Source organism: Streptomyces lateritius (genome assembly GCF_014649715.1).
GTDB lineage: Bacteria > Actinomycetota > Actinomycetes > Streptomycetales > Streptomycetaceae > Streptomyces > Streptomyces lateritius.
On the sequence record NZ_BMTO01000002.1, the window covers coordinates 452,060 to 478,197 of the forward strand.

Here is a 26,138-nt window from a genome sequence, read left to right on the forward strand (position 1 = left end):
GCGGGAGACCGCCCCCGCCCTCATCCCGAAGCCGCGCCGCTCCCCCTCGTGACCTCGCCCGTCCTCGTCACAGCCCCCGCAGCCGTGACACCGCCTCCTCCAGGACACTCGTCCGCTTGCAGAAGGCGAAGCGCACGAAGGGGGCGCCCTCCTCGCGGTGGTCGTAGAAGACCGCGTTGGGGATGGCGACCACGCCGGCGCGCTCCGGCAGGGAGCGGCAGAACGCGAACCCGTCGGTCTCGCCGAGCGGGCGGATGTCGGTGGTGACGAAGTACGTGCCGGCCGGCCGGTACACCGCGAAACCCGCCCGGGCGAGCCCGCCGCAGAGGAGGTCGCGCTTGGCCCGCAGGTCGGCGCGGAGCGCGTCGTAGTACGAGTCGGGCAGCCGCAGCGCCTCGGCGACGGCGTACTGGAACGGGCCCGAGGAGACGTACGTCAGGTACTGCTTGGCGGACCGGACGGCGCCGGTCAGTCCGGGCGTCGCGGTGATCCAGCCGACCTTCCAGCCGGTGAAGGAGTAGGTCTTGCCGGCCGAGCCGATGGTGACCGTGCGCTCCCGCATCCCCGGCAGGCTCGCGATCGGGATGTGCGCCGCCTCGTCGAAGACGAGGTGTTCGTATACCTCGTCCGTGACGACGAGCAGGTCCCGCTCGACCGCCAGCTCCGCGATCGCGGTCAGCTCGGCGCGGCTGAGGACCGTACCGGTGGGGTTGTGGGGGGTGTTGAGGAGGATGAGCCGGGTGCGGTCGGTGACGGCGGCCCGCAGTTCGTCCAGGTCGAGGACGTAGCGGCCCTCGGCGGCTCCGCCGACGGGGCCCTCCTGCGGACGGAGGGTGACCGGTACGCGGGTCCCGCCCGCCATGGCGATGCAGGCGGCGTACGAGTCGTAGTACGGCTCCAGGGCGATGACCTCGTCGCCCGGTTCGAGCAGGGCGAGGAGGGAGGCGGCGATCGCCTCGGTCGCGCCCGCGGTGACCAGGACCTCGGTGTCGGGGTCGAAGGCGAGACCGTACCGCTTCAGCTGGTGCTCGGCGACGGCCGTGCGCAGCTCCGGCACACCGGGTCCCGGCGGGTACTGATTGCCGCGCCCGTCGCGCAGCGCCCGGACCGCCGCCTCCCGGATCTCCTCCGGGCCGTCGGTGTCGGGGAAGCCCTGGCCGAGGTTGATCGCGCCGGTCCGGGCGGCCAGCGCCGACATCTCGGCGAAGATCGTCGTCCCGAACGGGGCGAGCCGGCGGTTGAGCAGCGGTCGTGTCATGCCCGCCATCCTGCGGCGAAGCTCTGGAGTTCCTCAAGTCCGGTTGGGAGCGGGGCCGTGCAGGGCATCCCCCTCCCACCACAGACACACGGGGGTGACACGGATGGAAGCACTGGTGATCGGAGGACTGATCCTCCTCATCGTCCTGGTCTTCGCGGCCGCGCGCGGTGGCGGCTCACGGGGGCGCCGGCGCAGCCGGTGGGAGAGCGGCGGCGGCTCGTCGGGCGGGGGCGGCGGCTGCGGAGGCGGCTCGTCCTGCGGGGGCGGAGGCGGCTGCGGAGGCGGTGGCGGGGGCGACTGACACGGGGCAGTCGACTCCGCGCTCACCGAGGTGCCCGGCCGGTTGGAAGCCTGCCGGGCATCCCTGCGTCAAAGGCCCCGTCGACTCTGATTGAACAAGTGAACAGAGGGGTCCCCGAAGGGGATGGAAACCACGTCAAGTTGGGTAAAAGCGCTGCGAGTCGTTCAACGTCCATGATTCCCTCGCTGTTGATAAAGACAGCCCTCGGACCGTGTGTGGACCCGAGTGGCGATCCCCCACTCCCGTTGAACCCTTTCTCCGGGGCGCCCCCGGCCCACCCGCCAAACCGTGCTTGCGGAGCCGACCCATGCTCACGACCCTGAAGACCACCTATACCGACACGCGCGCGGCCGACCTGGCCTGGGCGCTGGGCCGCGAGCCGCTGCCCGCTCTCGCCGTACTCGATCTCGAACTGAACGGCGCCAAAGTGCAGTTGAGGCTGCTCGGTGCCTCGCACCAGGTGCTTCTGGAGGAAGAGGAGCGCAGCTGTTCGGAGACCGTCGCCTGCATGCCCGGCAGCAGCACGCCGCTGCCGCTGGGCGTCTCCAAGCGCATCGGCGAGTGGGAGTACGAATTCGCCGCCCGCGTCGAAACGTTGTCCCGTGGCTCGTTCGCGGGCCGCGCCCAGGAGTTGCTCGCCCTCGTCGCCGACCATCCCAACGGCCTCGCGGGGACCTTCCCCGGCTCCCCGCACGCCTTCACGGCGATGGTGGCGCAGCGCCACGAGGGCCAGGTGCGGTGGCGCACCTGGCACGCGTACCCGCAGGAAGGGCAGTTGGTGGCCACCAGGACCCAGATCGGCGTTCGTAAGCCTGCTACGCGCTGATGCGCCGGCTCTGAGCCCCAGGTGCACTCGTGTGGGTGACGAGCAGCGACAGGAGTGTGACGTAGCGTTACGAACATGATCGACCCGCCCGTGACCGTGCCGCCCAAGAGGGTGGCGCGGCTTCCCGTGCGGCCGCGCGCGGTGCGGTATCCGGTCCTCGCCGTGGTGTTCGTGTGCGCCGCGTGCGGGCTGGTCTACGAGCTCGAACTGGTCGCCCTCGCGTCGTACTTGATCGGCGACTCGGTCACCCAGGCCTCCGTCGTCCTGTCCGTGATGGTCTTCGCGATGGGCGTGGGCTCGTTGCTCGCCAAGCGGCTGCGCTGCCGCGCGGCCGTCGGCTTCGGCCTGGTCGAGGGCGGGCTCGCGCTGATCGGCGGCTGCTCCGCGCTGGTGCTGTACGCGGCGTTCGCCTGGCTCGGCGAGGCGCGGTACGTCCTGGTGGCGTTCTCGCTCGCCATCGGGGTGCTCATCGGGGCGGAGATCCCCCTGCTGATGTCGCTGATCCAGCGGGCGGAATCCGCGCGTACGTACGGCGCCGGGAAGTCCGGCGTACGGGAGTCCGGCGTACGGGAGTCGGAGGCGGACGAGAAGGACGATCCGGCCGGGACGGTCGCCGATCTGTTCGCCGCGGACTACGTCGGGGCGCTGGTCGGCGGCCTCGCCTTCCCGTTCCTGCTGCTGCCCTGGCTCGGCCAGCTCACCGGCGCGCTGGTGACCGGCGCGGTCAACGCGGTCGCGGGCGGCGCACTGGTGCTGTGGCTGTTCCGGTACGACCTGACGGCGAGGTCCCGGGTCCTCCTGATCGGCGCGAACCTCACCGTGCTCGCCGTCCTCGGCACCGCCACCGTCCTCGTCGACGACTTCGAGGGAGCGGCACGACGCGCGGTGTACGGCGACAGTGTGCGCGTCGCCGTCCACACCGACCTCCAGGAAGTGGTGGTCACGGGCGAGCGCGGTGGACCGCCGGACCTGTTCGTGGACGGCCGGCTCCGCGTGGGCGGACAGGACGAGCACCGCTACCACGAATCGCTGGTGCACCCCGCGATGAACGGGCCCCGCGAGCGGGTGCTGATCATCGGAGGCGGGGACGGTCTCGCTCTGCGCGAGGTGCTGCGCTACGCCGGCGTCCGCTCCGTCACCGTCGTCGAGCTCGATTCCGGGGTCGTACGCCTCGCCCGGACCAACCCCGAACTGGCGGCCCTCAACGGCCACGCGTACCGCGACCCCCGGGTCCAAGTCGCCTTCGCGGACGCCTTCCGCTGGCTGCGCGGCGCCGGCGCGGATGCGGGCGCGGGCGCGGACGGGTTGTACGACGTGGTGGTCTCGGACCTCCCCGACCCCGGCATCTCCGCCAGCACCAAGCTGTACTCGGAGGAGTTCTACGGGCTGGCGGCCCGGGTCCTCGCCGACGGCGGACGGCTCGTCGTCCACGCCGGCTCGGCCTCGGCCCGGCCCCGCACCTACTGGACCGTGGACGCCACCCTGCGCGCGGCGGGCTTCTCGACCCGGGCCTACAGCGCGAGCGGTGGCGAGGCCGCGCGCGCCGCCGGACCCGACCGGGCCGAGCGCGCCCGGCGCTCCGGCGGTACGGACACCGCGCCGGGGGACTGGGGTTACGTCCTGGCGGCCCGCGGCCCGTACCCGCCCGCGCTGGGCCTCGCCCCCGACGCGCCGCGACTGCGGTCCCTCACGGCGGAGGGCCTGACGAGCGGGGCGCGGGCGGCGGAGCGCACGCGGGACGCGCTGGGAGCCGAACCGCCGCCGTCGACGCTGGTGCACCCGCGGTACGGCGGATGACGAGGCAGACGGGGCGGGGAGAGGGCCTCAGGCGTACAAACAGGCGACGGAGGGGCCGGGGCTGAGTAGGCTCGGCTTCCATGGAGCATGAGGTGTTCGTTCCGGTTCCGGCCGAGGTCCTGCGCGAGACGATCACGGACCCCGCGCGGGTGGCGCGCTGCGTCCCCGGCCTCCAGCAGGACGCCGACACGGAGGCGGGCCCTCTCTCCGGCCGTCTGAGGGTCCGGGTCGGCGGCCACACCATCACCTATCGGGGCACCCTGCGGCTGATCGACCGCGAGGGTGCCCTCGCCGTCGAGGGCGACGGCACCGAGGTGCGCGGCAAGGGCTCGGTCTCGTTCTCTGTGGCGATCGCGCTCACTCCGGTGGCGGACGGTACGACCCTCGCCTTCAGCGGCGCCCTGACGCCGACGGGCCGCCTCACCGAGCTCTCGGAGGAGGCGCGGGAGTCGGCGGCCGTGCGGCTGCTGGAGAAGTTCGCGGAAGGGGTGGCAGCCGTCGCCGAGGAGGGCCCGGCAAGCGACGTGGAAACCGGGTCGGCGACCAGGGTGGACGTCGACATCGAGACGGAGACCGCCCCCGGCGCCGACCTCGACGCGGAGGCGGCCGACGAGGGGGACGGGGCTGACGAGGGCGACGAGGCCGACAGCGACAGCGACGGGGTGGACGACGGCGTCGAGGAACCCCACCGCCCCTCCGTCTTCGAAACGCCGGTCCCGCCACCGTCCCTCGACCCGCCGCTCGACCCGTTCCCGGGCGACGACCTCGACGACGCGCCCATGGAGTACCCCGCCGAGCCGCCCGCCGCCGAGGCCGCCCACGCCCGGCGGACCATGATCGGGCGGAGCGCCGAGGAGGTCGACCACGCCCCGCCGCGCGGGCGGTACGCCCCCGTGCCGGCACCCGACGCCTCCAGTGCGGGCGACACACTGCGCTGGATCGCACCCGCCGCGGCGCTCGCGCTCGCCTCCGCGATCGTCGTCGGCCGTGCCCTGCGCCGCCGACGCTGATCCCGTCTAGGGTCGGGGGCGTGAGCAAGCAGACGCGACTGACGGCGGGCGACGCCGAGTTGACCATCAACCCCGACAACGGCTGCCGGATCGAGAGCCTGCGCATCGGCTCCACCGAGCTGCTGCGCGAGGGCGAGCGGTACGGGTGCTTCCCGATGGTGCCCTGGTGCGGGCGCATCGCGAACGGCCGCTTCCAGAACGGCGCGACCGGCCACCAGCTGCCGCTCAACTCGCCTCCGCACGCCATCCACGGAACCGGCCGCGACACCGTGTGGCGGACCGTCCGCGCCGACGCGCGAGAGGCCGCCTTCACCTACGACCTCGCGCCGCCCTGGCCGTACACCGGCCGGGTCACGCAGACCTTCGCCCTCACCGAGGACTCGCTCACCCTCCAGCTGGGTGTCGAGGCCGCGTCCGACTCCTTCCCGGCGCAGGCCGGCTGGCACCCCTGGTTCCGGCGGAACCTGGGCGACGGCGGCAAGGACGTCCACCTCGACTTCACCGCCGACTGGCAGGAGGAGCGCGGCGCCGACCACCTCCCCACCGGTCGCCGGATCGGCCCCACCCCCGGCCCGTGGGACGACTGCTTCGGCATGCCCGACGGTGTCGACGTCACCCTCACCTGGCCGGAGCAGCTGGAGCTGAAGGTCACCAGCCGCGCCCCCTGGGTGGTGATCTACGACGAGCAGGAGGAGGCCGTCTGCGTGGAGCCGCAGTCCGGCCCGCCGAACGGCCTCAACACCGCGCCGCGCTATGTGACGCCGATCGACCCTCTGGAGATCTCGGCGACCTTCGCGTGGCGCAGGCTCTGAGCACCCGGCTTTAAGCTCGTGTCCATGACTGACGTACGCGCTGACCTGCTCCAGCAGATCAAGGACAAGGCCGTGGTGCACGGCAAGGTGACCCTCTCCTCGGGTCTGGAGGCCGACTACTACGTCGACCTGCGCCGGATCACGCTGGACGGCGCCGCCGCGCCCCTGGTCGGCCGGGTCATGCTCGACCTCACCGCCGACCTGGAGTTCGACGCGGTGGGCGGTCTGACGCTCGGCGCCGACCCGGTCGCGACCGCCATGCTGCACGCCTCCGCCGCCGAGGGCCGGCGCCTGGACGCCTTCGTCGTCCGCAAGGCCGCCAAGGCGCACGGCATGCAGCGTCAGGTCGAGGGCCCGGACATCAAGGGCCGCCGCGTCCTGATCGTCGAGGACACCTCGACCACCGGCGGTTCGCCGCTGACCGCCGTCGAGGCGGCGCGGGCGGCCGGTGCCGAGGTCGTCGCTGTCGCCACGATCGTGGACCGGGCCACGGGCGCGGGCGAGAAGATCAGCACCACGGCGGGCGTGCCGTACCTCTACGCGTACGCGCTGGACGAGCTGGGCCTGGCCTGACGTCCGCCCGTGCGGGAGGCCGACCGACGCGAAGTCGTGACTTAGCTCCCGGCTCGCCCCAGGACCGGCTCTGACCTGCGGATTTGGCGAGGGGCGGAGTGTTTCACGTGAAACGCTCCGCCCCTTCCTCCTGGTGTCCTGAGGAGAGTCTGGAAAGATGGGCCCCGACGATGACGTCGCCCCAGGTCAGGGTTCAAGCAACGCCACGCACACACCGCACATCACAAGGAGCGGACGAATGCCCATCGCAACCCCCGAGGTCTACAACGAGATGCTCGACCGGGCGAAGGCAGGCAAGTTCGCCTACCCGGCCATCAACGTGACCTCGTCCCAGACCCTGCACGCTGCGCTGCGCGGCTTCGCGGAGGCCGAGAGCGACGGCATCATCCAGATTTCGACCGGGGGCGCCGAGTTCCTGGGCGGCCAGTACAGCAAGGACATGGTCACCGGCGCCGTCGCCCTGGCCGAGTTCGCGCACATCGTCGCCGCCAAGTACGACATCACGGTCGCCCTGCACACCGACCACTGCCCGAAGGACAAGCTGGACGGCTACGTCCGCCCGCTGCTCGACATCTCCGCCGAGCGCGTCAAGGCCGGTCAGAACCCGCTGTTCCAGTCCCACATGTGGGACGGCTCCGCCGAGACCCTCGCCGACAACCTGGCCATCGGCCAGGAGCTGCTGGCCAAGGCCGTCGCCGCCAAGATCATCCTTGAGGTCGAGATCACCCCGACCGGTGGCGAGGAGGACGGCGTCACCCACGAGATCAACGACGAGCTCTACACGACCGTCGACGACGCGATCCGTACGGCCGAGGCCCTGGGTCTGGGCGAGAAGGGCCGCTACCTGCTGGCCGCCTCCTTCGGCAACGTGCACGGCGTCTACAAGCCGGGCAACGTCGTGCTCCGTCCCGAGCTGCTCAAGGACCTGCAGGCCGGCGTCGCCGAGAAGTTCGGCAAGGCCTCCCCGTTCGACTTCGTCTTCCACGGCGGCTCCGGCTCCACGGCCGAGGAGATCGCCACCGCACTGGAGAACGGCGTCGTGAAGATGAACCTGGACACCGACACCCAGTACGCCTTCACGCGTCCGGTGGCCGACCACATGTTCAAGAACTACGACGGCGTCCTGAAGGTCGACGGCGAGGTCGGCAAGAAGTCGACCTACGACCCGCGCACCTGGGGCAAGCTGGCCGAGGCGGGCATGGCCACGCGCGTGGCCGAGGCGTGCGCCGCGCTGCGCTCGACCGGCACGAAGCTGAAGTAAGCGGAATGTGAGCGAGGGGCCCGGCACCACTTCGGTGCCGGGCCCCTCGTGCGTCCTGGCCGCCTCCGCGCGGGGACGCACCCCCGGCGTACGACCCCGCTTCCGCCACGCGGTCGCCGGCTTGATGCGCCCGGGCGGCCGGCCTCGCAAGCCCCCGCCTGCCTCCGGGTGCCGCTGCGGGTGTGCGCCGGGAGCGGTCCGCGGGGACGATGGCAGGCATGGACATCAGGCTCGCCTCGGCGACGGGGCGGTGGATCGTGTTCACCACCGTCCTGGGTTCCGGGATGGCGCTGCTGGACTCCACCGTCGTCAATGTCGCCCTGCCCCACATCGGCGAGGATCTCGGCGCCGACCTGGCCGACCTCCAGTGGACCGTCAACGCCTACATGCTCACGCTCGCCGGTCTCATCCTGCTCGGCGGGGCGCTCGGGGACCGCTACGGGCGGCGGCGGGTGTTCCTGGTCGGGGTGGTCTGGTTCGCCGTCGCGTCGCTGCTGTGCGGCCTCGCGCCGAACGCCGGCGTCCTCATCGCCGCCCGCGCCCTCCAGGGCATCGGCGGGGCGTTGCTCACTCCCGGGTCGCTCGCGCTGATCCAGGCGAGTTTCCATCCGGACGACCGGGCCAGAGCCGTCGGGCTGTGGTCCGGGTTCGGCGGGGTCGGGGCGGCGATCGGGCCGTTCGTCGGCGGCTGGCTGGTCGACGGGCCCGGCTGGCGCTGGGTGTTCTGGTTGAACGTGCCGCTGGCCCTGCTCTGCCTGCCGGTGGCGCTGCGGCACGTCCCGGAGTCGCGGGACGAGGCCGCCCACGGCCGCTTCGACGTCCTCGGGGCCGTCCTCGGTGCGGCGGGGCTCGGCCTCGTCACCTACGCGCTGATCGGTGAGGCGTGGTGGGCGGGAGGGCTGGGGATCGCGACCGGCGTATGGTTCGTCGCCGTGGAGCGCCGCCGGCGTGCGAGCGCGATGGTGCCGCCTGCGATCTTCGCGTCCCGGCTGTTCACGGCGGTCAACCTCGTCACCCTCTGCGTGTACGCGGCGTTCAGCGGCTTCTTCTTCCTCGCCGCCCTCCAGCTCCAGGTGGTCTCCGGCTATTCGGCGCTCGGCGCCGGGACGGCGCTGTTGCCGACGACGGTGCTGATGCTGCTGCTCTCGGCGCGGGCAGGGGAGCTGGGGGAGCGGATCGGGCCGAGGATCCCGCTGACCGTGGGGCCGCTGCTGTGCGCCGCGGGGATGCTGCTGATGCTGCGGGCGGGGGAGAACGCCTCGTACGTACGGGATGTGCTGCCGGCGCTGCTCGTGCTGGGTCTGGGGATGACCGCTCTGGTGGCGCCGCTGACCGCGACCGTCCTGTCGTCGGTGGACGTGGCCAGGGCCGGACTGGCCAGCGGGATCAACAACGCGGCCGCCCGGGCGGCCGGGCTCCTCGCGGTGGCGGCGCTGCCGTTGCTGGCGGGGATGGGCCCGGAGTCGTACCGGTCGGCGGCCGAGTTCGGCGAGACGTTCCGGCGGGCGATGCCGATGTGCGCGGGCCTGCTGGTGGCGGGGGCGGTCCTCGCCTGGGCGACGGTCCGGACGCCGGCCGCGGCGGCGGCCTGCCACCCGGAGTGCCGGGTGCACTGCGGGGTGACGTCGCCCCCGTTGGACCCCGGTGAGCGGGAGGGGTCCGGCGACCGGCCCGACCAGCCCGATCGCAGCCACCCGTCCGACCCGGGCGATCGGTGAGACGCCGCTGAGGCAGACTGGCCCCATGGCCATCCACGAGAACCTTCTGGGGGGACCGCCCCCCACCCATCTGCCCGACGATCCGGAGCCGCGCGAGCTGCTCGCGAACGGCACGCCGCCGGCGGAGGTCGCCGCGAAGTACCCGACCTCGTCGCTGGCCTGGGCCCAGCTCGCCGACGAGGCGTACGAAGGCGGCCGGGTCATCGAGTCGTACGCCTACGCCCGTACCGGCTACCACCGTGGCCTGGACGCGCTGCGCCGCAGCGGCTGGAAGGGCCACGGCCCGGTGCCGTGGGAGCACGAGCCGAACCGGGGCTTCCTGCGGGCGCTGCACGCGCTGGCGCGGGCGGCGGGGGAGATCGGCGAGAAGGACGAGTACGAGCGCTGCTCGACGTTCCTGCGCGACTCCTCCGAGACGGCCGCGGAGACGCTGGGCTGACGTCCGGCCCGAAGCCACGGCCCGGCCCGCTCGCGACGCACGGTCGTAACGCACGGCGCGGCCCGGTCGCGCCGCACAATCCGGCACACGCCTGACGCACCGGTTTCCGCCTCCGGGGGCACCTCCCCCGCCCGGGGGTGGAAACCGGTCATAGTTCGACAGGCGTTCGAGGGCGTTCGAAGCTGCGGTTACGATCCTTCGGACCGTTCGTAGTACCGAAGCCGCTGGCACAGAGGCCCCACCCTCTTCCCCCACACCGGCCGACGTAGGGGAGAAGTCTGTCTTGGGCAAGCGTGCCGCCGCACCCACGGGACGGGGCCGACCGCGGAGCCGTCGGCGCGGAAGGGGCCGGTCCCGACGGCGTCCCGTGGCCCGTCTCGTGCTCCCGACGCTCGCACTGGTCGCGCTCTCCCTCGGCGGCGGTGCCGCGCTCGCCCACTTCAACGGCGGCGGGGACGCCGGTTCCGCCCAGGCGGCCGCCCCCACCGCCGATCCGACCACCGCGCCCCCCAGTCCCAGGGCGACGACGCCGAAGCCGACCCCGAAGCCCCCGCAGCCGAAACCGAAGCCGAAGCCGCCCGCTCCGAAGCGGACGACCGTCCCCGCCTCCGGTGCCGGGACCTTCACCACGGCCCAGGCCTCCGGCGACGCCGTCGGCACCGGCGGTTCCCTGCGCCGCTACCGCGTCCAGGTCGAGGACGGCATCGACCTCTCCGCCCGCCAGGCCGCGGCGGAGATCCAGCAGATCCTGGCCCACCCTCAGGGCTGGGCCGCCCACGGCCGCGGCCGCTTCCAGCTCGTCTCGGAGGACGCCGACTTCGTCATCCGTATCGCGACCCCCGCCACCGCCGACAGGCTCTGCCTCGCCAACGGCCTCAACACCCGCGGCGAGCTGAACTGCGAGACCACCTCTGGCGTCGTGGTGAACCTCAAGCGGTGGATGCTCGGCTCCCCGACCTTCGCCGGAACCCCCGCGGAGTACCGGCACCTGATCATCAACCACGAGGTGGGCCATGAGATCGGCATCCGGCAGCACATGGGCTGCTCCGGCCCGGGCCGGCTCGCGCCCGTGATGATGCAGCAGATCAAGGGGCTCAACGGTTGTCGTTCGAACGCGTATCCGTATGACGAAGACGGTAGCTACATCAGCGGTCCGATCGTGTCATGATGCGGTTGGGCCGTGCGACGAAGCACGGCCCGAGGGGACCGGGGCTCCACTGCCACACGGAAGGAGCGGACCGCTACCCGGTAGTACGTATCGAGGAGACAGAAATGTCCACCTTCCCCGATGCCTCCGGAGCCGGTTCGGTCGATGACCCGAACCTCGACTTCGCAGGCACGACGCCGTACGAGGACTATGTACAGGCGGACGTTCTCACCCACCTCCAGCACCTGCGCTCCGACGATCCGGGCGAGATGGTCTTCCTGGTCACCACCCAGGTCATGGAGCTGTGGTTCACCGTCATCGTGCACGAGTGGGAGACCGCGAGCCGCGCGCTGCGCGAGGACCGCGTCCCCGTCGCGATGGACGCGCTCAAGCGCTCCGTGCGCGAGCTGGAGGCCCTGAACCACTCCTGGCGGCCGCTCGCCCAGCTCACCCCCGCGCAGTTCAACGCCTACCGCGGCGCCCTCGGCGAGGGTTCCGGCTTCCAGTCGGCGATGTACCGGCGGATGGAGTTCCTGCTCGGCGAGAAGTCCGCGTCGATGCTGGTGCCGCACCGCGGCGCCCCCCGCGTCCACGCTGAGCTGGAGAAGGCGCTCCAGGAGCCGAGCCTGTACGACGAGGTGCTGCGGTTCCTCGCCCGGCGCGGGCTGCCCGTGCCGGCCGCCGTGCTCGGCCGGGACCTGGCGAAGCGGTACGAGCCCTCGCCCGAGATCGAGGAGATCTGGGCCGGGATCTACGCGGAGCCCGACCAGAACGGCGAACTCGTCCGCCTGGGCGAGGCGTTGAGCGACGTCGCCGAGCTGGTCTGGCGCTGGCGCAACGACCACCTGGTCGCCACCCGGCGGGCCATGGGCTCCAAGACGGGCACCGGCGGATCGGCGGGCGTCGCCTGGCTGGAGAAGCGGGCGCAGAAGAACGTGTTCCCCGAGCTGTGGACGGCGCGCAGCCATGTCTGAGACCTTGCGCGAGAAGGCGCTGCGCCTGGACGGCGAGGACGGACTGGGCAAGCTGCGCGAGAAGTTCGCTCTCGACGAGGTGACCTACCTCGACGGGAACTCGCTCGGGGCCCTGCCCGCGCACGTCCCCGCCCGGATGGCCGACGTCCTCACCCGTGAGTGGGGCGAGCTGCGCATCCGCTCCTGGGACGAGAGCGGCTGGTGGACCGCGCCCGAGCGGATCGGCGACCGGATAGCCCCGATCCTCGGCGCCGCCCCGGGCCAGGTCGTGGTCTCCGACTCGACCAGCGTGAACGTCTTCAAGGCCGTCGTCGGCGCCGCCCGCCTGGCGGGTGACGACCGGGACGAGATCCTCGTCGACGCGACGACCTTTCCCACGGACGGGTACATCGCCCAGTCCGCGGCCCGGATGACCGGACGCCGGATCGTGCCGGTCGCCCCCGCCGACATGCCGTCGGCCGCGGGGCCCCGCACGGCCGCCGCGCTGGTCAACCACGTCGACTACCGCACCGGACGGCTGCACGACCTGCGCGGCATCACGGCCGCCCTCCACGAGGCGGGCGCGCTCGCCGTCTGGGACCTGTGCCACAGCGCGGGCGCGCTGCCGGTCGGTCTGGACGCGCACGGCGTCGACCTGGCGGTCGGCTGCACCTACAAGTACCTGAACGGCGGCCCCGGTTCGCCCGCGTACCTGTACGTCGCCGAGCGCCACCAGGCGGCCTTCGACTCCCCGCTGCCCGGCTGGAACTCGCACAGTGACCCCTTCGGGATGACCCCCGGGTACGAGGCGGCGGCGGGCGCGCTCCGCGGCCGCGTCGGCACCCCGGACATCCTCTCCATGCTGGCGCTCGAATCGGCGCTGGACGTGTGGGACGGGGTGGACGTCGAGGACGTGCGGGCCAAGTCCCTCGCGCTGACGGACTTCTTCCTGGAGTGCGTACGGGAGTACGTGCCGGCGGGCCGGGTCGAGTCCCTCACGCCGGGCGCGCACGCCGAGCGCGGCAGCCAGGTAGCCCTGCGCTGCGCCGAGGCGCCCGCCGTCATGGCCGAGTCGATCCGGCGCGGAGTGGTGGGTGACCTGCGCCGCCCGGACGTGCTGCGGTTCGGCTTCACCCCGCTGTACGTCGGCTTCGCCGACACGGAGCGCGCCGCGCGTGTGCTGGCGGAGGTCCTGGCGGAGGTTCCCGCCGGCTGAGGCCGCGCGGTCGGATGATCGCTTGATCTGTGGGGGCGTCGGTGCTGATACGGTCCCCGCAGGTCAGGCCAATTCGGCCCCGTCCCCAGGAGGTTGGAACAGCATGCCGGACCCCGCCGCGCGCGACGCCGCCGAAGAAGCATCGGCCTTCTCGCACCCGGCCGTCGCCCCGGACGCGTCCGCCGCGTACGGAGAACACCCCGACCAGGTCGTCGACTTCTACGCCCCACGAGACGGCCGGCAGCGGGCCCCGCTCGTCGTCGCCCTGCACGGCGGCGCGTGGCGGGCACCGTACGACCGTCGGCATCTGACCCCTTTCGTGGACTTTCTCGCCCGCCGGGGGTTCGCCGTCGCCAACGTCGAGTACCGGCGCGGCGGTTCGCTTCCCCGGCAGGGCGCGACCGGCCCGGTCGCCGGGCGGTGGCCCGAGACCTTCGACGACGTGGCCGCGGCGCTGGACGCCGTACCGCGGCTGTTGGCCGAGCATCTGCCGCAGGCCGACCCGCGCCGGATCGTGCTCACCGGCCACTCCGCGGGCGGTCACCTCGCCCTGTGGGCCGCCGCCCGTCATGTCCTGCCGCCCGACGCGCCGTGGCGGCTGCCCGCCGCGCCCGCGCTGCGCGGCGTGGTCGCGCTGGCTCCGATCGCCCACTTCGGCCGGGCCGTCGAGCTGGGGGTGTGCGGCGGTGCGGTCACCGAACTCCTCGGTGGTGAAGGGGAGTTCGACGTAAGGGCCCGGCATGCCGACCCCGCCCTGCTGCTGCCCACCGGGATCGCGACCGCCGTCGTCCAGGGCCGGGACGACGTCGTCGTCCCGCAGGCCGTCGCCGACGCGTACGTGGAGGCGGCGGCGAAGGCGGGCGAGACGGTCGGCCTCACGCTCCTGCCGGACGTGGGCCACTTCCCGCTGATCGATCCGGCGGCGGACGCCTGCGCGGTGGTGGCGGAGGAGATCGCGCAACTCGCCTTCTGACCGTGGGAGTCCGTAGGCTTGCGGACGGAAGCTGACCGCAAGCCCTCCTACCTTCTGAGCATGAACCACACCACGCTCCCGCACAGCGGCCAGAAGGTCCTCGTCTCCGGCGCCACCGGCACCGTCGGACGCCAGATCGTCACCGAACTCCTCGCCCGCGGGCACGCCGTCCGCGCCCTCACCCGGGACGCGGCGAAGGCCCGGGCGGTGCTCCCCGACGCCGTCGAGGTCGCCGTCGGCGATCTCACCGACCCCGACTCGCTCACCGAGGCGCTGACGGACGTCACCGGCCTGCACCTCATCACCTTCGGCGGCGCCGCGTTCGCGCCGCTGGAGACCGGCCCCCGCGTCCTGGAGCTCGCCCGGAAGGCGGGCGTGCGCCGGGTGACCGTGCTGCACGGGGGCGAGGACACCCCGGTGGAGCGCGCGGTCAAGGAGACCGCGGACCTCGACTGGACGGTCGTCCTGCCCGTCGAGTTCATGTCCAACGTCCTGGAGTGGGCGCCCGGCGTCCGGGCCGACGACGAGGTGCGCGAGCCGTTCGCCGACCGGCTCAGCGCCATGGTCCACGAGGGTGACATCGGCGCGGTGGCCGCCGTCGCGCTCACCGAGGAGGGCCACGGCGGACGGTCGTACGTCGTCACGGGCCCCGAGGTACTCACCCTCCGGGACAAGGTGGCGGCCCTCGGCGCCGCCCGCGGCCGGGAGATCCGGCTGGTCGAGCTGACCGAGGAGCAGGCCGTCGCCCGGTGGCGGCAGGCCGGGCTGCCCGAGCACGTGATCGGCTTCCTGCTGGAGGCGTACGGGAACACCCCCGAGGTCGGCCGCACGGTCGTCGACACCGTGGAGCGGGTCACCGGACACCCGGCCCGTACCTTCGCCGAGTGGGCGGCGGATCACGCCGACGCCTTCCGTCCGTAGGGCCCCGGACAGCGGTGGGGCCGGCCTGAGGGGCCGGAGCGGACCCCGCGGGGCCCGCGTAGTACTTGGGACGGACGCGGGAGGATCCATATTCATGGGGACGACCGCGTCCGCCCGCCCCCCGTACCTTGGCTGATGTGACAGACACCCGTGAAACGAGCCGCAGCCCCGAGTTCCGCCTGGCCCAGGGCGCGCTCGGCGGGTTGCGCGAGGACCTCTTCCACGACGCCTTCGCCTACCGGCCGCTGCATCCGATGGCCGTCGACGGGCCGGTGACCCGGCGCCTGCCGGGGCGGATACGGGCCTCCGCGGTCTGGACCCCGCACGCGGTGGTCGCCGGCTGCGCGTTCCTCGTGTTCCTGATCGGGGCGACGGTCGCCGACGGCGAGGCAGGACCGGTGTCGGCGGTGTACGCGATCACGCCTGCCGTGATCGTTCTGCTCACCCTGGTCCGCCCGGTCCTCGCCTTCTGGGCCTCGCTCACCACCACCCCCCTCATCGGGTACATGGGGAGCTTCGGCGACGGCTGGCCCTGGTCGCCGAACTCCTTCGGCGCGCACCTCGTCGTCCTGACCGTGGTCGCCGCCCGGACCCGGCCCCGCACCGCCGGCTGGATGTGGCTGCTGACCGGCGCCTACGCGATCTTCGTCGAGTTCTTCCTCGGGATCGGCCACGGCACGGACGCGCCGCAGCTGCTCTTCTTCTCCGCTCTCGTGCTGCTCGTCGTGACTGTCCGGCAGGTCCGCCGCGAGGCCGAGAAGACCGTCACCGCCCAGCAGACCGTCACCGCGCAGGAGCGTTCCCGCCGCACCCTGCTCGAAGAGCGGACCACCATCGCCCGCGAGCTGCACGACGTCGTCGCCCACCACATGTCGGTGGTCGCCATCCAGGCGGAGGCCGCGCCGTACCGGGTGGAGAACCCGCCGCCGGAGCTGGAGCAGGCGTTCGTCACCATCCGCGAGAACGCGGTGGCGGCCCTCACCGAGCTGCGGCGCGTCCTCGGCGTCGTACGGGCGGAGGACTACGAGGCCCCCGACGCCCCGCAGCCCACCCTCGCCGACCTGGACGGGCTCGTCGCCAACGTCCGCGAGGCCGGCCTCGACGTCGAGAAGACGGTGACCGGCGCGGTGCGGGAGCTGCCGCAGGGCGTCGAGCTCTCGGCGTACCGGATCGTCCAGGAGGCGCTGAGCAACGTGCTGCGGCACGCGCCGGGCGCCGGGGCGAAGGTCGAGGTCAGTTACGTCCTCGGCGGCCTGGGCCTGCGGATCGTCAACGGTCCGGCGCGCGGCCTGGTGAAGGCCTCGCCGGGCGCCGGGCACGGCATCACCGGCATGCGGGAGCGGGTGACCATGCTGAGCGGCGAGATGACGGCCGAGCCGGCCGAGGACGGCGGCTACGAGGTGACGGCGTTCATCCCGGTGGCGCGTCAGGGGGCCGAGCAGTGATCCGCGTACTGATCGTCGACGACCAGATGATGGTCCGCGAGGGCTTCTCGGTCCTGCTCGGCGCCATGCCCGACATCGAGGTGGTCGGCGAGGCGGTCAACGGACGAGAGGCGGTCGCGCAGGTCGCGGCGCTCCGACCGGACGTCGTCCTGATGGACATCCGGATGCCGGAACTGAACGGCATCGACGCGACCCGCGAGATCGTGGCCGCGGACGCCGACGCGAAGGTACTGGTCCTGACGACCTTCGACCTCGACGAGTACGTCTACCAGGCGCTGCGGGCCGGGGCCTCGGGCTTCCTCCTGAAGGACGCCTCCGCGCGCCAGCTGGCGGACGGGGTACGGGTGGTGGCGGCCGGCGAGGCGCTGCTGGCGCCGACCGTGACCAAGCGGCTGATCACCGAGTTCGCCAAGGCGGCCCAGGCGCCGCGGGCGCCCTCGCTGTCGCAGGTCGGGGAGTTGACCGAGCGGGAGACGGAGGTGCTCGTGCTGATCGCGCAGGGCCTGTCGAACGCGGAGATCGCGGACCGTCTGGTGGTGGCCGAGTCGACGATCAAGACCCATGTGAGCCGGATCCTGGTGAAGCTGGGGCTCAGGGACCGGACGCAGGCGGCGGTCTTCGCGTACGAGGCGCGGCTGGTCCAGGTCGGGGGGTAGGGGCTGCCGGCGGGTCTCGGTCGGTCCCTGACCCGCCCGGCGGACCCCCGGCACTCCTGCCGGTGCCCCTCCCGTGGGCGCCCCGGCGCGGGTAGCGTCCGGGCATGGACGTTCCCTTCGCCCCCTGGTCCCCGGAGTTCGTCGCCGACCCGTACCCCGCCTACGCCGAGCTGCGGGCGACGGGCCGCGCCCACTGGTACGCGCCGACCCGGCAGTGGCTGATCCCGCACCACGCGGACGTCTCCGCGTTGCTGCGGGACCGGCGCCTCGGCCGCACGTACACCCACCGCTTCACCCACGAGGAGTTCGGCCGCGAAGCACCGCCCGCCGCGCACGAGCCGTTCCACACCCTCAACGACCACGGTCTGCTCGATCTGGAGGCCGCGGACCACACGCGGATCCGGCGGCTGGTGTCGAAGGCGTTCACCCCGAGGACGGTGGAGAACCTGGCGCCGACGGTGGAGCGGCTCGCCGGGGAGCTCGTGGGCGGTCTCGTCGCCCGGGGCGGCGGGGACCTGCTCGCGGAGGTGGCCGAACCGCTGCCGGTCGCCGTGATCGCCGAGATGCTGGGGATTCCGGAGGAGGACGAGGAGCGGGGACGGCTGCGGCCCTGGTCGGCCGACATCTGCGGAATGTTCGAGCTGAACCCCTCGGAGGAGACGGCCCGGCGGGCGGTGCGGGCCTCGATCGAGTTCTCGGACTATCTGCGGGAGCTGATCGAGCGGCGGCGGAAAGACCCGGGGGGCGATCTGATCTCCGGACTGATCGGTGTGGAGGAGCTCACCGAGCAGGAGATGATCTCCACGTGCGTCCTGCTGCTGAACGCGGGGCACGAGGCGACGGTGAACACCACCGTCAACGGCTGGTGGACGCTGCTCCGGGAGGGCGTCCGTCCGGAACCCGGAAAGTTGTCCACAGCTGTGGAAGAACTTCTGCGGTACGACACCCCGCTGCAGATGTTCGAGCGCTGGGTCCTCGACGACATCGAGATCGGCGACCAGGTCATCCCCCGCGGCTCGGAGGTGGCCCTCCTCTTCGGCTCAGCCAACCGCGACCCCGCCCGCTTCGGCCCGACGGCGGACGCCCTGGACCTCACCCGCGCGGACAACCCGCACATCACCTTCGGCGCGGGCATCCACTACTGCCTCGGCGCCCCGCTGGCCCGGCTCGAACTGACCGCCGTCTTCGGCGAGTTGTTGCGACAGGCGCCGGGGATGCGGCCGGCGGCGGAGCCGCGGTGGAAGCCGGGGTACGTGATCCGCGGCTTCCACGAGCTGCTCGTGGAGGTGTGACCACCGCTGCCGTCAGGGTGCCGTCACATCCCGGCGGCGCAGGCGCAGGAGGCCCGCCGCGACAAGCGCCGCCGCCGGCGCCGTCAGGACCGGGGCCGGGGTCCACGCCATGTCCTGCCGGGGAGCTTCGGCAGGTGGCCGAAGGGCGACAGATTCAGGACCGAACGCGGCAGGTCGAGCGCCGGGCCGACCCGGCCGAGGGCCGGGGCGAGCCCCGCCACGCCCCACGCGGCGACGGCTGCCTCGGGACGGCGCCCCGGAGCAGGACGGCCAGACCCGCGAGTCCTCCAGCAGGAGATGCTGGGCCTGCTCGACCGCCGGCGCGCCGACAAAGCCGGGCAGAGGGTCAAGCAGGCGGCCCGGCAAGGGCCTCGGCGGGACGCCCCTCAATCCGCCGGCAGGGTCAGCCCCCACGCGTCCGCCCGCACCGTCCACGTCCTTCTGCGGACCGGCCCCGCCACCACCGTGTCGGCCCGGTAGCGGAAGTCCGGGCCCGACACCGTGAGGGTGCGGGCGTCGGTGTGGAAAGGCGGCGCGAACGGGGGATGGACGGTGACTTCCGCCACACCGCCGAGGGACCGGACGCTCACCCCCTCCACGGGTGCGTTCACATCGCTGAGCAGGACGCCGTCCGCCTCCACCCGCAGCCGGTGCGTACGGATCGCGAGGTGGGTCGGGTCCGGGCGGACCAGGGTGCGGACGAGGGAGCGGCAGGTGCTCCAGACGGACGGCCCGGTGAGGGCCGTCGTCGGGCCCGGTGCCGCGGGGATGCGCAGATCGCCGAGGACGACCCCGTCGCTGTCGTCGACCAGCAGGTCCAGTCGGCGTACGACTCCGTCGAGGACCGCCCGGGCGGCCGTCACCGCGTTCTGCGGCACGCCGAGGGCGTGGGCCACATGGAGGGATCCCGGGGCGCCGATCGGAACGAGGGAGAGCGGTCCCCGCGCGAGCTCACGCTCCCGGTGCAACACGGTCACCGTACGGAGCAGCGCACGGTCGTCGCCGAGCACGACAAGGCGGCGGGAGCCGCGCCGCGCAAGGGCCCGGGAGAATTCTTCCGGACTGTCCGGGAGGCAGATCTTCGCTTCCGCTCCCGCACACAAGACATCTTTCGCGATCCGTACGGACTCGCCGTCACTTCGGCGGGCGACCGGGTCGATGACCACCAGCAGCTGGTCGTGAGCCGACACCTCGGTCCTTCCTCGGGTAGCATCTTTGTGCAAGAGCCCCTTGCGCTATTGCGCCAGGGGCTTCGTCTATTCCGGGGCACACCGGTGAGGCGGCGGACGCCCGCTGACCTTGACATGCCCCGCCCGGAAGGGGTGTACGCCTGTGCCCGCACTTGTGCTGCTCGGTGCTCAGTGGGGTGACGAGGGCAAGGGAAAGGCCACCGACCTCCTCGGTGGATCCGTTGACTATGTAGTGCGTTACCAGGGCGGCAACAACGCCGGCCACACCGTCGTCGTCGGCGACCAGAAGTACGCGCTGCATCTTCTCCCTTCCGGAATCCTCTCCCCGGGGTGCACCCCGGTGATCGGAAACGGTGTCGTCGTCGACCCGGCGGTCCTGCTCTCCGAGCTGAGCGGGCTGAACGAGCGTGGCGTCGACACGTCCAAGCTCCTCATCAGTGGCAACGCGCATCTCATCACGCCGTACAACGTCACCCTCGACAAGGTGACGGAACGGTTCCTCGGAAAGCGCAAGATCGGTACCACCGGCCGTGGCATCGGCCCGACCTATGCGGACAAGATCAACCGTGTCGGCATCCGGGTCCAGGACCTGTACGACGAGTCGATCCTCAACCAGAAGGTCGAGGCGGCGCTCGAGGGGAAGAACCAGCTCCTCGCGAAGCTCTACAACCGCCGTGCCATCGACGCCGCGCAGATCGTCGAGGAGATGCTCCAGTACGCGGAGCAGATCAAGCCGTACGTCGCCGACACCACCCTGATCCTCAACCAGGCGCTCGACGACGACAAGGTCGTGCTCTTCGAGGGCGGCCAGGGCACCCTGCTCGACGTCGACCACGGCACGTACCCCTTCGTCACCTCCTCGAACCCGACCGCGGGCGGCGCCTGCACCGGCGCCGGCGTGGGCCCGACGAAGATCAGCCGGGTCATCGGCATCCTCAAGGCCTACACGACCCGTGTCGGTGCCGGCCCGTTCCCCACGGAGCTGTTCGACGAGGACGGCGAGGCGCTGCGCCGCATCGGTGGCGAACGCGGTGTCACCACCGGTCGTGACCGCCGCTGCGGCTGGTTCGACGCGGTCATCGCCCGCTACGCGACCCGCGTCAACGGCCTGACCGACTTCTTCCTCACCAAGCTCGACGTGCTGACGGGCTGGGAGCAGATCCCGGTCTGCGTCGCGTACGAGATCGACGGCAAGCGCGTCGAGGAGCTGCCGTACTCGCAGACCGACTTCCACCACGCGAAGCCGATCTACGAGATGCTGCCGGGCTGGACCGAGGACATCTCCAAGGCCAAGACCTTCGCCGACCTGCCGAAGAACGCGCAGGCGTACGTGAAGGCCCTGGAGGAGATGTCGGGCGCCCCGATCTCCGCGATCGGCGTCGGCCCCGGCCGCACCGAGACGATCGAGATCAACTCGTTCCTGTAGGAACTCCTGCGGGAATTCCTGGAGACACACGTGCCGCAGGGCCCGCTCCCCGCATCCCGGGGTGCGGGCCCTCCGCGTCGGCTACTGGTCCAGCTGGGTGTCCCGGCCGACCTTCTCCCAGGTGGTGAGGTCGGCCCGCACCTGGTCGAGGTGGGTGAGGATCGTGTCGATGGAATCGCCGCCGAGGGCCAGCCGCAGCGGGGTGTTCTCCGCGTCGAGGGCCGTGACGACCGCCGCCGCGGCCTTCGCCGGGTCGCCGGCCTGCGTGCCGCCGCCGGTCTCCACGTAGCGGCGGGTCGCGCCCACCGTGTCCGCGTAGTCGGCGATCCCGTCCTCGCTCAGGCTGTGGTTGCCGAACAGGTTCGTACGGAAGGCGCCCGGCTCCACGATCAGGACGTCGATGCCCAGCGGCCGCACCTCGACGGCGAGCGCCTCCGACATCCCCTCCAGGGCGAACTTGGTGGCGCTGTAGGCGCCGAAGCCGGCCATCGACATCTGCCCGCCCACGCTGCTGAGCTGGACGATCGCCCCCGAGCGACGGGCCCGCATGTGCGGCAGGACAGCGCGGGTCAGCGCCGCGGGCCCGAAGACGTGCACGTCGAAGAGGGAGCGCAGCTCGGCGTCGCCGGTCTCCTCGACCGAGCCGACGTGGGTCCGGCCCGCGTTGTTGACCAGGACATCGATACGGCCGTGCCGCTCGGCGACATCGCGCACCACCGCGTCGATCGCGGCCGTGTCGGTGACGTCGAGCACGACCGCGTCGACCTGGTCGGGGTGGGCGGCGACCAGGTCGTCCAGGGACTCGACCCGGCGGGCGGTGGCGACGACGACGTCGCCCGCGCCGACGGCGGCCTCGACGAAGGCGCGTCCGAAGCCGCTGTTCGCGCCGGTGATCAGCCAGACCTTGCTCATGTGCGTGACTCCCTCGTCCGTCTTCTCGGTTCTCGTCGTTTCCTCAACAAGACTGCGGGGCAAGGGCGTTGCTCGTCCAAGATCCGTCGTGATAACCCATGGGCATGGATGTGCACGTACGGGATCTGCGGTACTTCGTCGCCGTTGCCGAGGAGCTCCACTTCACCCGGGCGGCCGAGAGGCTCTTCCTCTCGCAGCCGGCCCTGAGCAAACAGATCAGAGCCCTGGAGCGGCAGCTGGGGGCCGTGCTCTTCGACCGTGACCGGCAGGGCGTACGCCTGACAGCGGTGGGCGGTGCGCTGCTGCCGCACGCCCGCGCGGTGATCGCCGCGGGCGAGGAGGCGTGGGCGGCGGTCCGCGGCGCCAGGGAGGCCGCGAGCAGCACCCTCGTCGTGGGGATGAGTACGAGCCCGGGGCGGGGCGGGCTGCTGCCCGCCATCCGCTCACGCTTCACCGAGGCGCATCCCGAAGCCCTGCTGAAGCTGCGGCAGGTCGGCTGGGAGGACCCGACGGCGGGTCTCGCCGACGGAACGAGCGATGTCGCCTTCGTCTGGCTGCCGTTGGCCGGAGCCGAGCGGTACCGCTGGGCGGTGGTCGCCACCGAACCCCGGCTGGTCGCGCTGCCCGAGACTCACCCGCTGGCCGGCCGCGGGAGCGTCGACTTCGCCGAGCTGCTCGACGAGCCGTTCCTCGCCCTGCCGGCGGCCGCCCCCGAGCTGCGTGACGACTGGCTGGCCCTCGACGCCCGCGACGGGCGGCCGCCGGTGGTGGGGGCCGAGATCGCCAGTACGGACGAGACGTACGAAGCCCTCGTCGGCGGCCTCGGCATATGCCTGGTGGCCGAAGGCAACGCGCCGCTGCTGACCCGGGGCGGGGTCGTCACGCTGCCCGTCCACGGGGTCCCACCAAGCCGTTTCGCCCTCGCCTGGCGCGCGGAGGACACTCGCGCCCTGGTCCACGACTACGCGAAGGCGGCGGCTGAAAGCCGCTGTTGAGCGACCGTCAGGTGGCTTGTGGTGTCGGTGTGACAGGTGCTTAATGGCCCTTCATCGTGTACACGGGCCAATGCCGGGGGAGACATGGACGAGAAGACAGGCACACCGCCACCACCACTGTCGCCGCCACCGCCACCGCCACCGCCCGCGTCGCCACCGCCGTCGCAGGCCCCGCCCGCTCCGGAGGCCGGGTACATGAGCGGTGTCGACGTGAGGGTGAGCAAGCGGCTGCTCTGGGTCGGAGGGGCCTGCTACCCGCTGCGGAACATCGCCCGTGTCTACACCTTCACGCTGCAACCGCGGCGCAAGGACGCCGTCGTCCGCTGCTTGAAGCGGTTCGCGTTCACGCTCCTCACCGCGATCGGTCTCAGTCTGATCGCGGCGATGTCGCGCTTCGACTCCGACGGCGAGGGCTACCTGGACCTGATCTGGTTCTTCACCGTCGCGTTCCTGGTCTACGCGGTCGGGGACATGATCTCCGTCCTGGTCGCCAAGTCCCACTTCGTGCTCGCCGTCGAGACCTCCGGCCCCTCGACCGCGCTCGTCACCGCCCAGAACCCCGCTCACCTGCACGAACTCGTCCGTTCCCTCGCGGACGCGATCGAGAACCCGGAGCGCGAGTTCACGGTGCACGTGCAGACACTGGCGATCAACCCGAGCAACTACTACTTCGGCGACAACGTCAACATGTACGGCGGGAACGGCAACACCGGGGTGAGCAACTCATGAGCGGCGACCACTACTACGGACCCACCGTCAACATGTACGGCGGTCAGGGCAACCAGGGCATCGTCAACTACGGGACGACGTCCTCGCCGACCCTGGACGCGGCCGTCACGGAGCTGTTCCGGCAGCTTCAGGAACTGCGGGCCCAGGTGCCGCCGATCGCCGCCCAGTCCATCGACGAGGCCCTCCCGGCCCTCGCCCCCGCCGCCGACGTCCCCCCGCGCGAACGGCATCGCGCCCTCATGGCCGTGGCGGGCATCGCGGCGACGGCCGGGGCGATCGGCCAGCCCGTCCTCGACTCCGTCCGCGCCCTCCTCGAACTGCTCGGCGCCTGAGAGGGTCCGGAAAGCGTCGGCGTCCGCCCGGAGGGCGTCGCGCACCAGGGGAGACTTGCCGGACACACCGAGGGGCCCTCAGCGGCGGTAGTACTCGCCCGGCTCCCCGTCGAGCATGGGGAAGACCAGCAGCCGCTCCTTGCCCTCTGAGCGGACGATCGTCAGGTAGCTGGAGTTGCCGGACTGATGGCAGTCACGGTCGGAGGAGTCCTGGTCGGGGGTTCCGGGGCCGATGACCAGGGGGGTGCCGGAGCCGGCCAGCAGGGCCGTCCAGGTGCAGCTGACCGCGTCACCGGTGAGGTTGCCCTCGTCGTCCTGGCGGGGGTAGACCTGCACGCTGCGGAAGACGGGGGCGCCGATGGGGCCCTGGGTGATGGTCACCTCGTCGGTGTAGCGGTCGGCGTTCTCGCCGTAGATCAGCGGGTCGTTCTTCATCTTCCAGGTGCCGACGAGCGCCGCGGGGACGATGTCCGTCCCCGTTCGCGCCTTGCGGAAGGTGGCCTTCGCGGCGCCTGACGACCACTCCAGGACGTCGGGGGAGCGCAGGCGGAGCGTCTGGTGGGCGGCCGGCGTGCAGCGCTCGGCGGGGACGCTGGTGGTCACGTCGGACTCGCCGAGGACCACCTTGTCCTCGTCGGCCGAGACGAGGCGGGAGCGGCCCATGCAGAGCCGTTCGTCGTTCACCTGGACGTAGACGGCGGCCTTCGCGCCCGCCGCGCCCTGGCTGAGCTCGATCCGGGCGGTCTCCCGGGGGTGGTCGGACGAACCGCGCTGCACGCCCTCCCAGGCCCCGAGGAAGGCGGCGGGGACGATCCCCGCCGGGCGGGCCGACACGTCGCCGGTGTGGCCGCGGGGCAGGTTCTTCTGCCCGTCGGTGCCCGTGGCGGTGTCCGGCCAGAAGACGTACGTCAGGGAGGCGGCCGCGGCCACGACGAGCGCGCCGGCCGCCGCGATCAGCCCGGTACGGCGCCGCCGGTGCGGCTTCGGGGCCGGCACGGGTACGGGTGTGGGGTCACCGGCCGCGGCGCCGGTGCTGGTCGCTTCCGCCGCGGCCTCCGCCTCCGCCTCCAGGAGCTGGGCCGCGTGGCGGCCGAGGCGGACCAGGACCTCTGACGGCAGCCAGGGGTCAGGGACCGTGATCGTCTCGACGAGCTCGGCGGCCGAGGGCCGGCCGGCCGGGTCCTTGGCGAGGCAGGCCCGCACCAGGCCGCTGAGCTCGGGGGCGAGGCCCGTCAGGTCGGGCTCGTCGTGGGCGATGCGGAACATCGTGGCGTGGACGCCGCTGTCCGCCGTACCGAACGGGGAGCGGCCCGTCGCCGCGTACACGAGGACCGAGCCGAGGCAGAAGATGTCCGAGGCCGGCGTCAGCTTCTCGCCCCGCACCTGCTCCGGGGACATGAAGCCCGGCGAACCGACCACCGCGCCGGTGCTGGTCAGCCCGCCGTCGGTGACCGTGTCGACGGCGCGGGCGATGCCGAAGTCGATGATCCGGGGGCCGTCGACGGTGAGCAGGACGTTGGAGGGTTTGAGGTCGCGGTGCACGAGCCCGGCGGCGTGCACATGGGTCAGCGCCTTGGCGAGTCCGGCCGCGAGCGCCCGCACGGTCGTGGTGGGCAGCGGCCCGAAGTCGTCGCCCACCACGGACCGCAGGGAAGGACCCGGGACGTAGCCGATGGCCACCCAGGGCGCCTCGGCCGCGGTGTCCGAACCCAGCACCGAGGCGGTGCCCGTGCCGCCGACCCGCTCCAGGGCGGCGACCTCACGGGCGAACCGGCGTCGGAACTCGTCCTGCGCCGCCAGTTCCGTGTGCACGACCTTCACCGCGACCGTACGGCCGCCCGACGAACGCGCCAGGAACACCCGGCCCATCCCGCCGACGCCGAGCCGGCCGAGCAGGCGGAACGGGCCGATGCTGACCGGGTCTTCCGCGTTCAATGGCTCCACGACGAAAGAGGA

The 26,138-nt window shown here is 72.4% G+C and carries 26 protein-coding genes; 21 read left to right on the forward strand and 5 right to left on the reverse strand.

The genetic code is table 11. The features are described 5' to 3' along the window. Nucleotides 1-67: 67 nt before the first annotated feature. Nucleotides 68-1,267, reverse strand: a complete 1,200-nt coding sequence (locus tag IE136_RS05425) for a pyridoxal phosphate-dependent aminotransferase (RefSeq protein ID WP_158988386.1) — start codon at nt 1,265-1,267, stop codon at nt 68-70. 94 nt (nt 1,268-1,361) lie between these two features. On the opposite strand from IE136_RS05425, the gene IE136_RS05430 reads away from it, so the two are divergent. From IE136_RS05430 to IE136_RS05510, 17 genes are all read left to right on the forward strand, one after another. Beyond that, on the forward strand, nt 1,362-1,559 hold the full coding sequence (locus IE136_RS05430) for a hypothetical protein (RefSeq protein ID WP_162467832.1): 198 nt from the start codon (nt 1,362-1,364) through the stop codon (nt 1,557-1,559). Nucleotides 1,560-1,866: 307 nt separating this feature from the next. Then, nucleotides 1,867-2,385: a DUF2617 family protein gene (locus IE136_RS05435; RefSeq protein WP_189599673.1), complete on the forward strand. Its 519-nt coding sequence runs from the start codon at nt 1,867-1,869 to the stop codon at nt 2,383-2,385. Between the two features lie 75 nt (nt 2,386-2,460). Further along, a complete protein-coding gene (locus tag IE136_RS05440) occupies nt 2,461-4,182 on the forward strand; it encodes a polyamine aminopropyltransferase (RefSeq protein ID WP_189599674.1) in 1,722 nt (573 codons plus the stop codon). An 80-nt stretch (nt 4,183-4,262) separates the two neighbouring features. Continuing rightward, the gene (locus IE136_RS05445) at nt 4,263-5,192 is read left to right on the forward strand and encodes an SRPBCC family protein (RefSeq protein WP_158988382.1); all 930 of its coding nucleotides are present in this window, start codon (nt 4,263-4,265) and stop codon (nt 5,190-5,192) included. A 20-nt stretch (nt 5,193-5,212) separates the two neighbouring features. Next, the gene (locus IE136_RS05450) at nt 5,213-6,004 is read left to right on the forward strand and encodes an aldose epimerase family protein (RefSeq protein WP_158988381.1); all 792 of its coding nucleotides are present in this window, start codon (nt 5,213-5,215) and stop codon (nt 6,002-6,004) included. A 24-nt stretch (nt 6,005-6,028) separates the two neighbouring features. Continuing rightward, complete coding sequence (gene pyrE / locus IE136_RS05455) at nt 6,029-6,577, forward strand: orotate phosphoribosyltransferase (protein WP_158988380.1); 549 nt, start codon at nt 6,029-6,031, stop codon at nt 6,575-6,577. Between the two features lie 238 nt (nt 6,578-6,815). Continuing rightward, complete coding sequence (gene fbaA / locus IE136_RS05460) at nt 6,816-7,838, forward strand: class II fructose-bisphosphate aldolase (RefSeq protein WP_158988379.1); 1,023 nt, start codon at nt 6,816-6,818, stop codon at nt 7,836-7,838. Between the two features lie 218 nt (nt 7,839-8,056). Beyond that, nucleotides 8,057-9,556, forward strand: a complete 1,500-nt coding sequence (locus IE136_RS05465; RefSeq protein ID WP_189599675.1) for an MFS transporter — start codon at nt 8,057-8,059, stop codon at nt 9,554-9,556. Between the two features lie 25 nt (nt 9,557-9,581). Then, a complete protein-coding gene (locus tag IE136_RS05470) occupies nt 9,582-9,995 on the forward strand; it encodes a DUF3151 domain-containing protein (RefSeq protein WP_158988377.1) in 414 nt (137 codons plus the stop codon). A 283-nt stretch (nt 9,996-10,278) separates the two neighbouring features. Further along, entirely contained in the window at nt 10,279-11,163 is an 885-nt protein-coding gene (locus IE136_RS05475) for a DUF3152 domain-containing protein (protein ID WP_158988376.1), read from the forward strand. Between the two features lie 104 nt (nt 11,164-11,267). Continuing rightward, nucleotides 11,268-12,116, forward strand: coding sequence for a tryptophan 2,3-dioxygenase (locus IE136_RS05480; RefSeq protein WP_189599676.1), 849 nt, complete (start codon nt 11,268-11,270; stop codon nt 12,114-12,116). Next, the gene (gene kynU / locus IE136_RS05485; RefSeq protein ID WP_158988375.1) at nt 12,109-13,311 is read left to right on the forward strand and encodes a kynureninase; all 1,203 of its coding nucleotides are present in this window, start codon (nt 12,109-12,111) and stop codon (nt 13,309-13,311) included. The genes IE136_RS05480 and kynU overlap by 8 nt, the downstream gene beginning before the upstream one ends. Nucleotides 13,312-13,414: 103 nt before the next feature. Continuing rightward, nucleotides 13,415-14,284 (forward strand): alpha/beta hydrolase family protein, encoded by an 870-nt coding sequence (locus IE136_RS05490; RefSeq protein ID WP_158988374.1) that lies wholly within the window; start codon nt 13,415-13,417, stop codon nt 14,282-14,284. 60 nt (nt 14,285-14,344) lie between these two features. Beyond that, complete coding sequence (locus IE136_RS05495; RefSeq protein WP_158988373.1) at nt 14,345-15,205, forward strand: NmrA family NAD(P)-binding protein; 861 nt, start codon at nt 14,345-14,347, stop codon at nt 15,203-15,205. Nucleotides 15,206-15,333: 128 nt separating this feature from the next. Next, on the forward strand, nt 15,334-16,650 hold the full coding sequence (locus tag IE136_RS05500; protein ID WP_189599677.1) for a sensor histidine kinase: 1,317 nt from the start codon (nt 15,334-15,336) through the stop codon (nt 16,648-16,650). Between the two features lie 26 nt (nt 16,651-16,676). Next, nucleotides 16,677-17,306 (forward strand): response regulator, encoded by a 630-nt coding sequence (locus IE136_RS05505; protein WP_229818662.1) that lies wholly within the window; start codon nt 16,677-16,679, stop codon nt 17,304-17,306. A 104-nt stretch (nt 17,307-17,410) separates the two neighbouring features. Continuing rightward, a complete protein-coding gene (locus tag IE136_RS05510) occupies nt 17,411-18,598 on the forward strand; it encodes a cytochrome P450 (RefSeq protein ID WP_158988370.1) in 1,188 nt (395 codons plus the stop codon). A gap of 83 nt (nt 18,599-18,681) precedes the next feature. Here the strand turns inward: IE136_RS05510 and IE136_RS37020 are convergent, their stop codons facing one another. Both IE136_RS37020 and IE136_RS05515 read right to left on the reverse strand, forming a co-directional pair. Further along, nucleotides 18,682-18,819 carry an efflux permease Rv1217c-related protein gene (locus tag IE136_RS37020; protein ID WP_506417203.1) on the reverse strand — a complete coding sequence of 46 codons (138 nt, stop codon included), beginning with the start codon at nt 18,817-18,819 and terminating at the stop codon, nt 18,682-18,684. Between the two features lie 165 nt (nt 18,820-18,984). Next, nucleotides 18,985-19,788, reverse strand: coding sequence for a diacylglycerol kinase family protein (locus IE136_RS05515; protein WP_158988369.1), 804 nt, complete (start codon nt 19,786-19,788; stop codon nt 18,985-18,987). A 142-nt stretch (nt 19,789-19,930) separates the two neighbouring features. Here IE136_RS05515 and IE136_RS05520 point away from each other — a divergent pair, with 142 nt between their 5' ends. After that, nucleotides 19,931-21,214, forward strand: a complete 1,284-nt coding sequence (locus IE136_RS05520) for an adenylosuccinate synthase (protein WP_158988368.1) — start codon at nt 19,931-19,933, stop codon at nt 21,212-21,214. Nucleotides 21,215-21,295: 81 nt separating this feature from the next. Here IE136_RS05520 and IE136_RS05525 read toward each other — a convergent pair whose 3' ends face one another. Further along, nucleotides 21,296-22,126 (reverse strand): oxidoreductase, encoded by an 831-nt coding sequence (locus tag IE136_RS05525; RefSeq protein ID WP_158988367.1) that lies wholly within the window; start codon nt 22,124-22,126, stop codon nt 21,296-21,298. A 98-nt stretch (nt 22,127-22,224) separates the two neighbouring features. On the opposite strand from IE136_RS05525, the gene IE136_RS05530 reads away from it, so the two are divergent. The 3 genes from IE136_RS05530 to IE136_RS05540 all read left to right on the forward strand — a co-directional run bounded on the left by IE136_RS05530 (nt 22,225) and on the right by IE136_RS05540 (nt 24,182). Then, nucleotides 22,225-23,121, forward strand: a complete 897-nt coding sequence (locus tag IE136_RS05530) for a LysR family transcriptional regulator (RefSeq protein ID WP_308432381.1) — start codon at nt 22,225-22,227, stop codon at nt 23,119-23,121. A 195-nt stretch (nt 23,122-23,316) separates the two neighbouring features. Beyond that, nucleotides 23,317-23,850, forward strand: a complete 534-nt coding sequence (locus IE136_RS05535; protein ID WP_158994438.1) for a DUF6232 family protein — start codon at nt 23,317-23,319, stop codon at nt 23,848-23,850. Continuing rightward, entirely contained in the window at nt 23,847-24,182 is a 336-nt protein-coding gene (locus IE136_RS05540; RefSeq protein WP_158988365.1) for a DUF5955 family protein, read from the forward strand. The genes IE136_RS05535 and IE136_RS05540 overlap by 4 nt, the downstream gene beginning before the upstream one ends. Nucleotides 24,183-24,260: 78 nt before the next feature. Here the strand turns inward: IE136_RS05540 and IE136_RS05545 are convergent, their stop codons facing one another. Next, entirely contained in the window at nt 24,261-26,126 is a 1,866-nt protein-coding gene (locus tag IE136_RS05545) for a serine/threonine-protein kinase (protein WP_189599680.1), read from the reverse strand. Nucleotides 26,127-26,138: the final 12 nt, after the last annotated feature.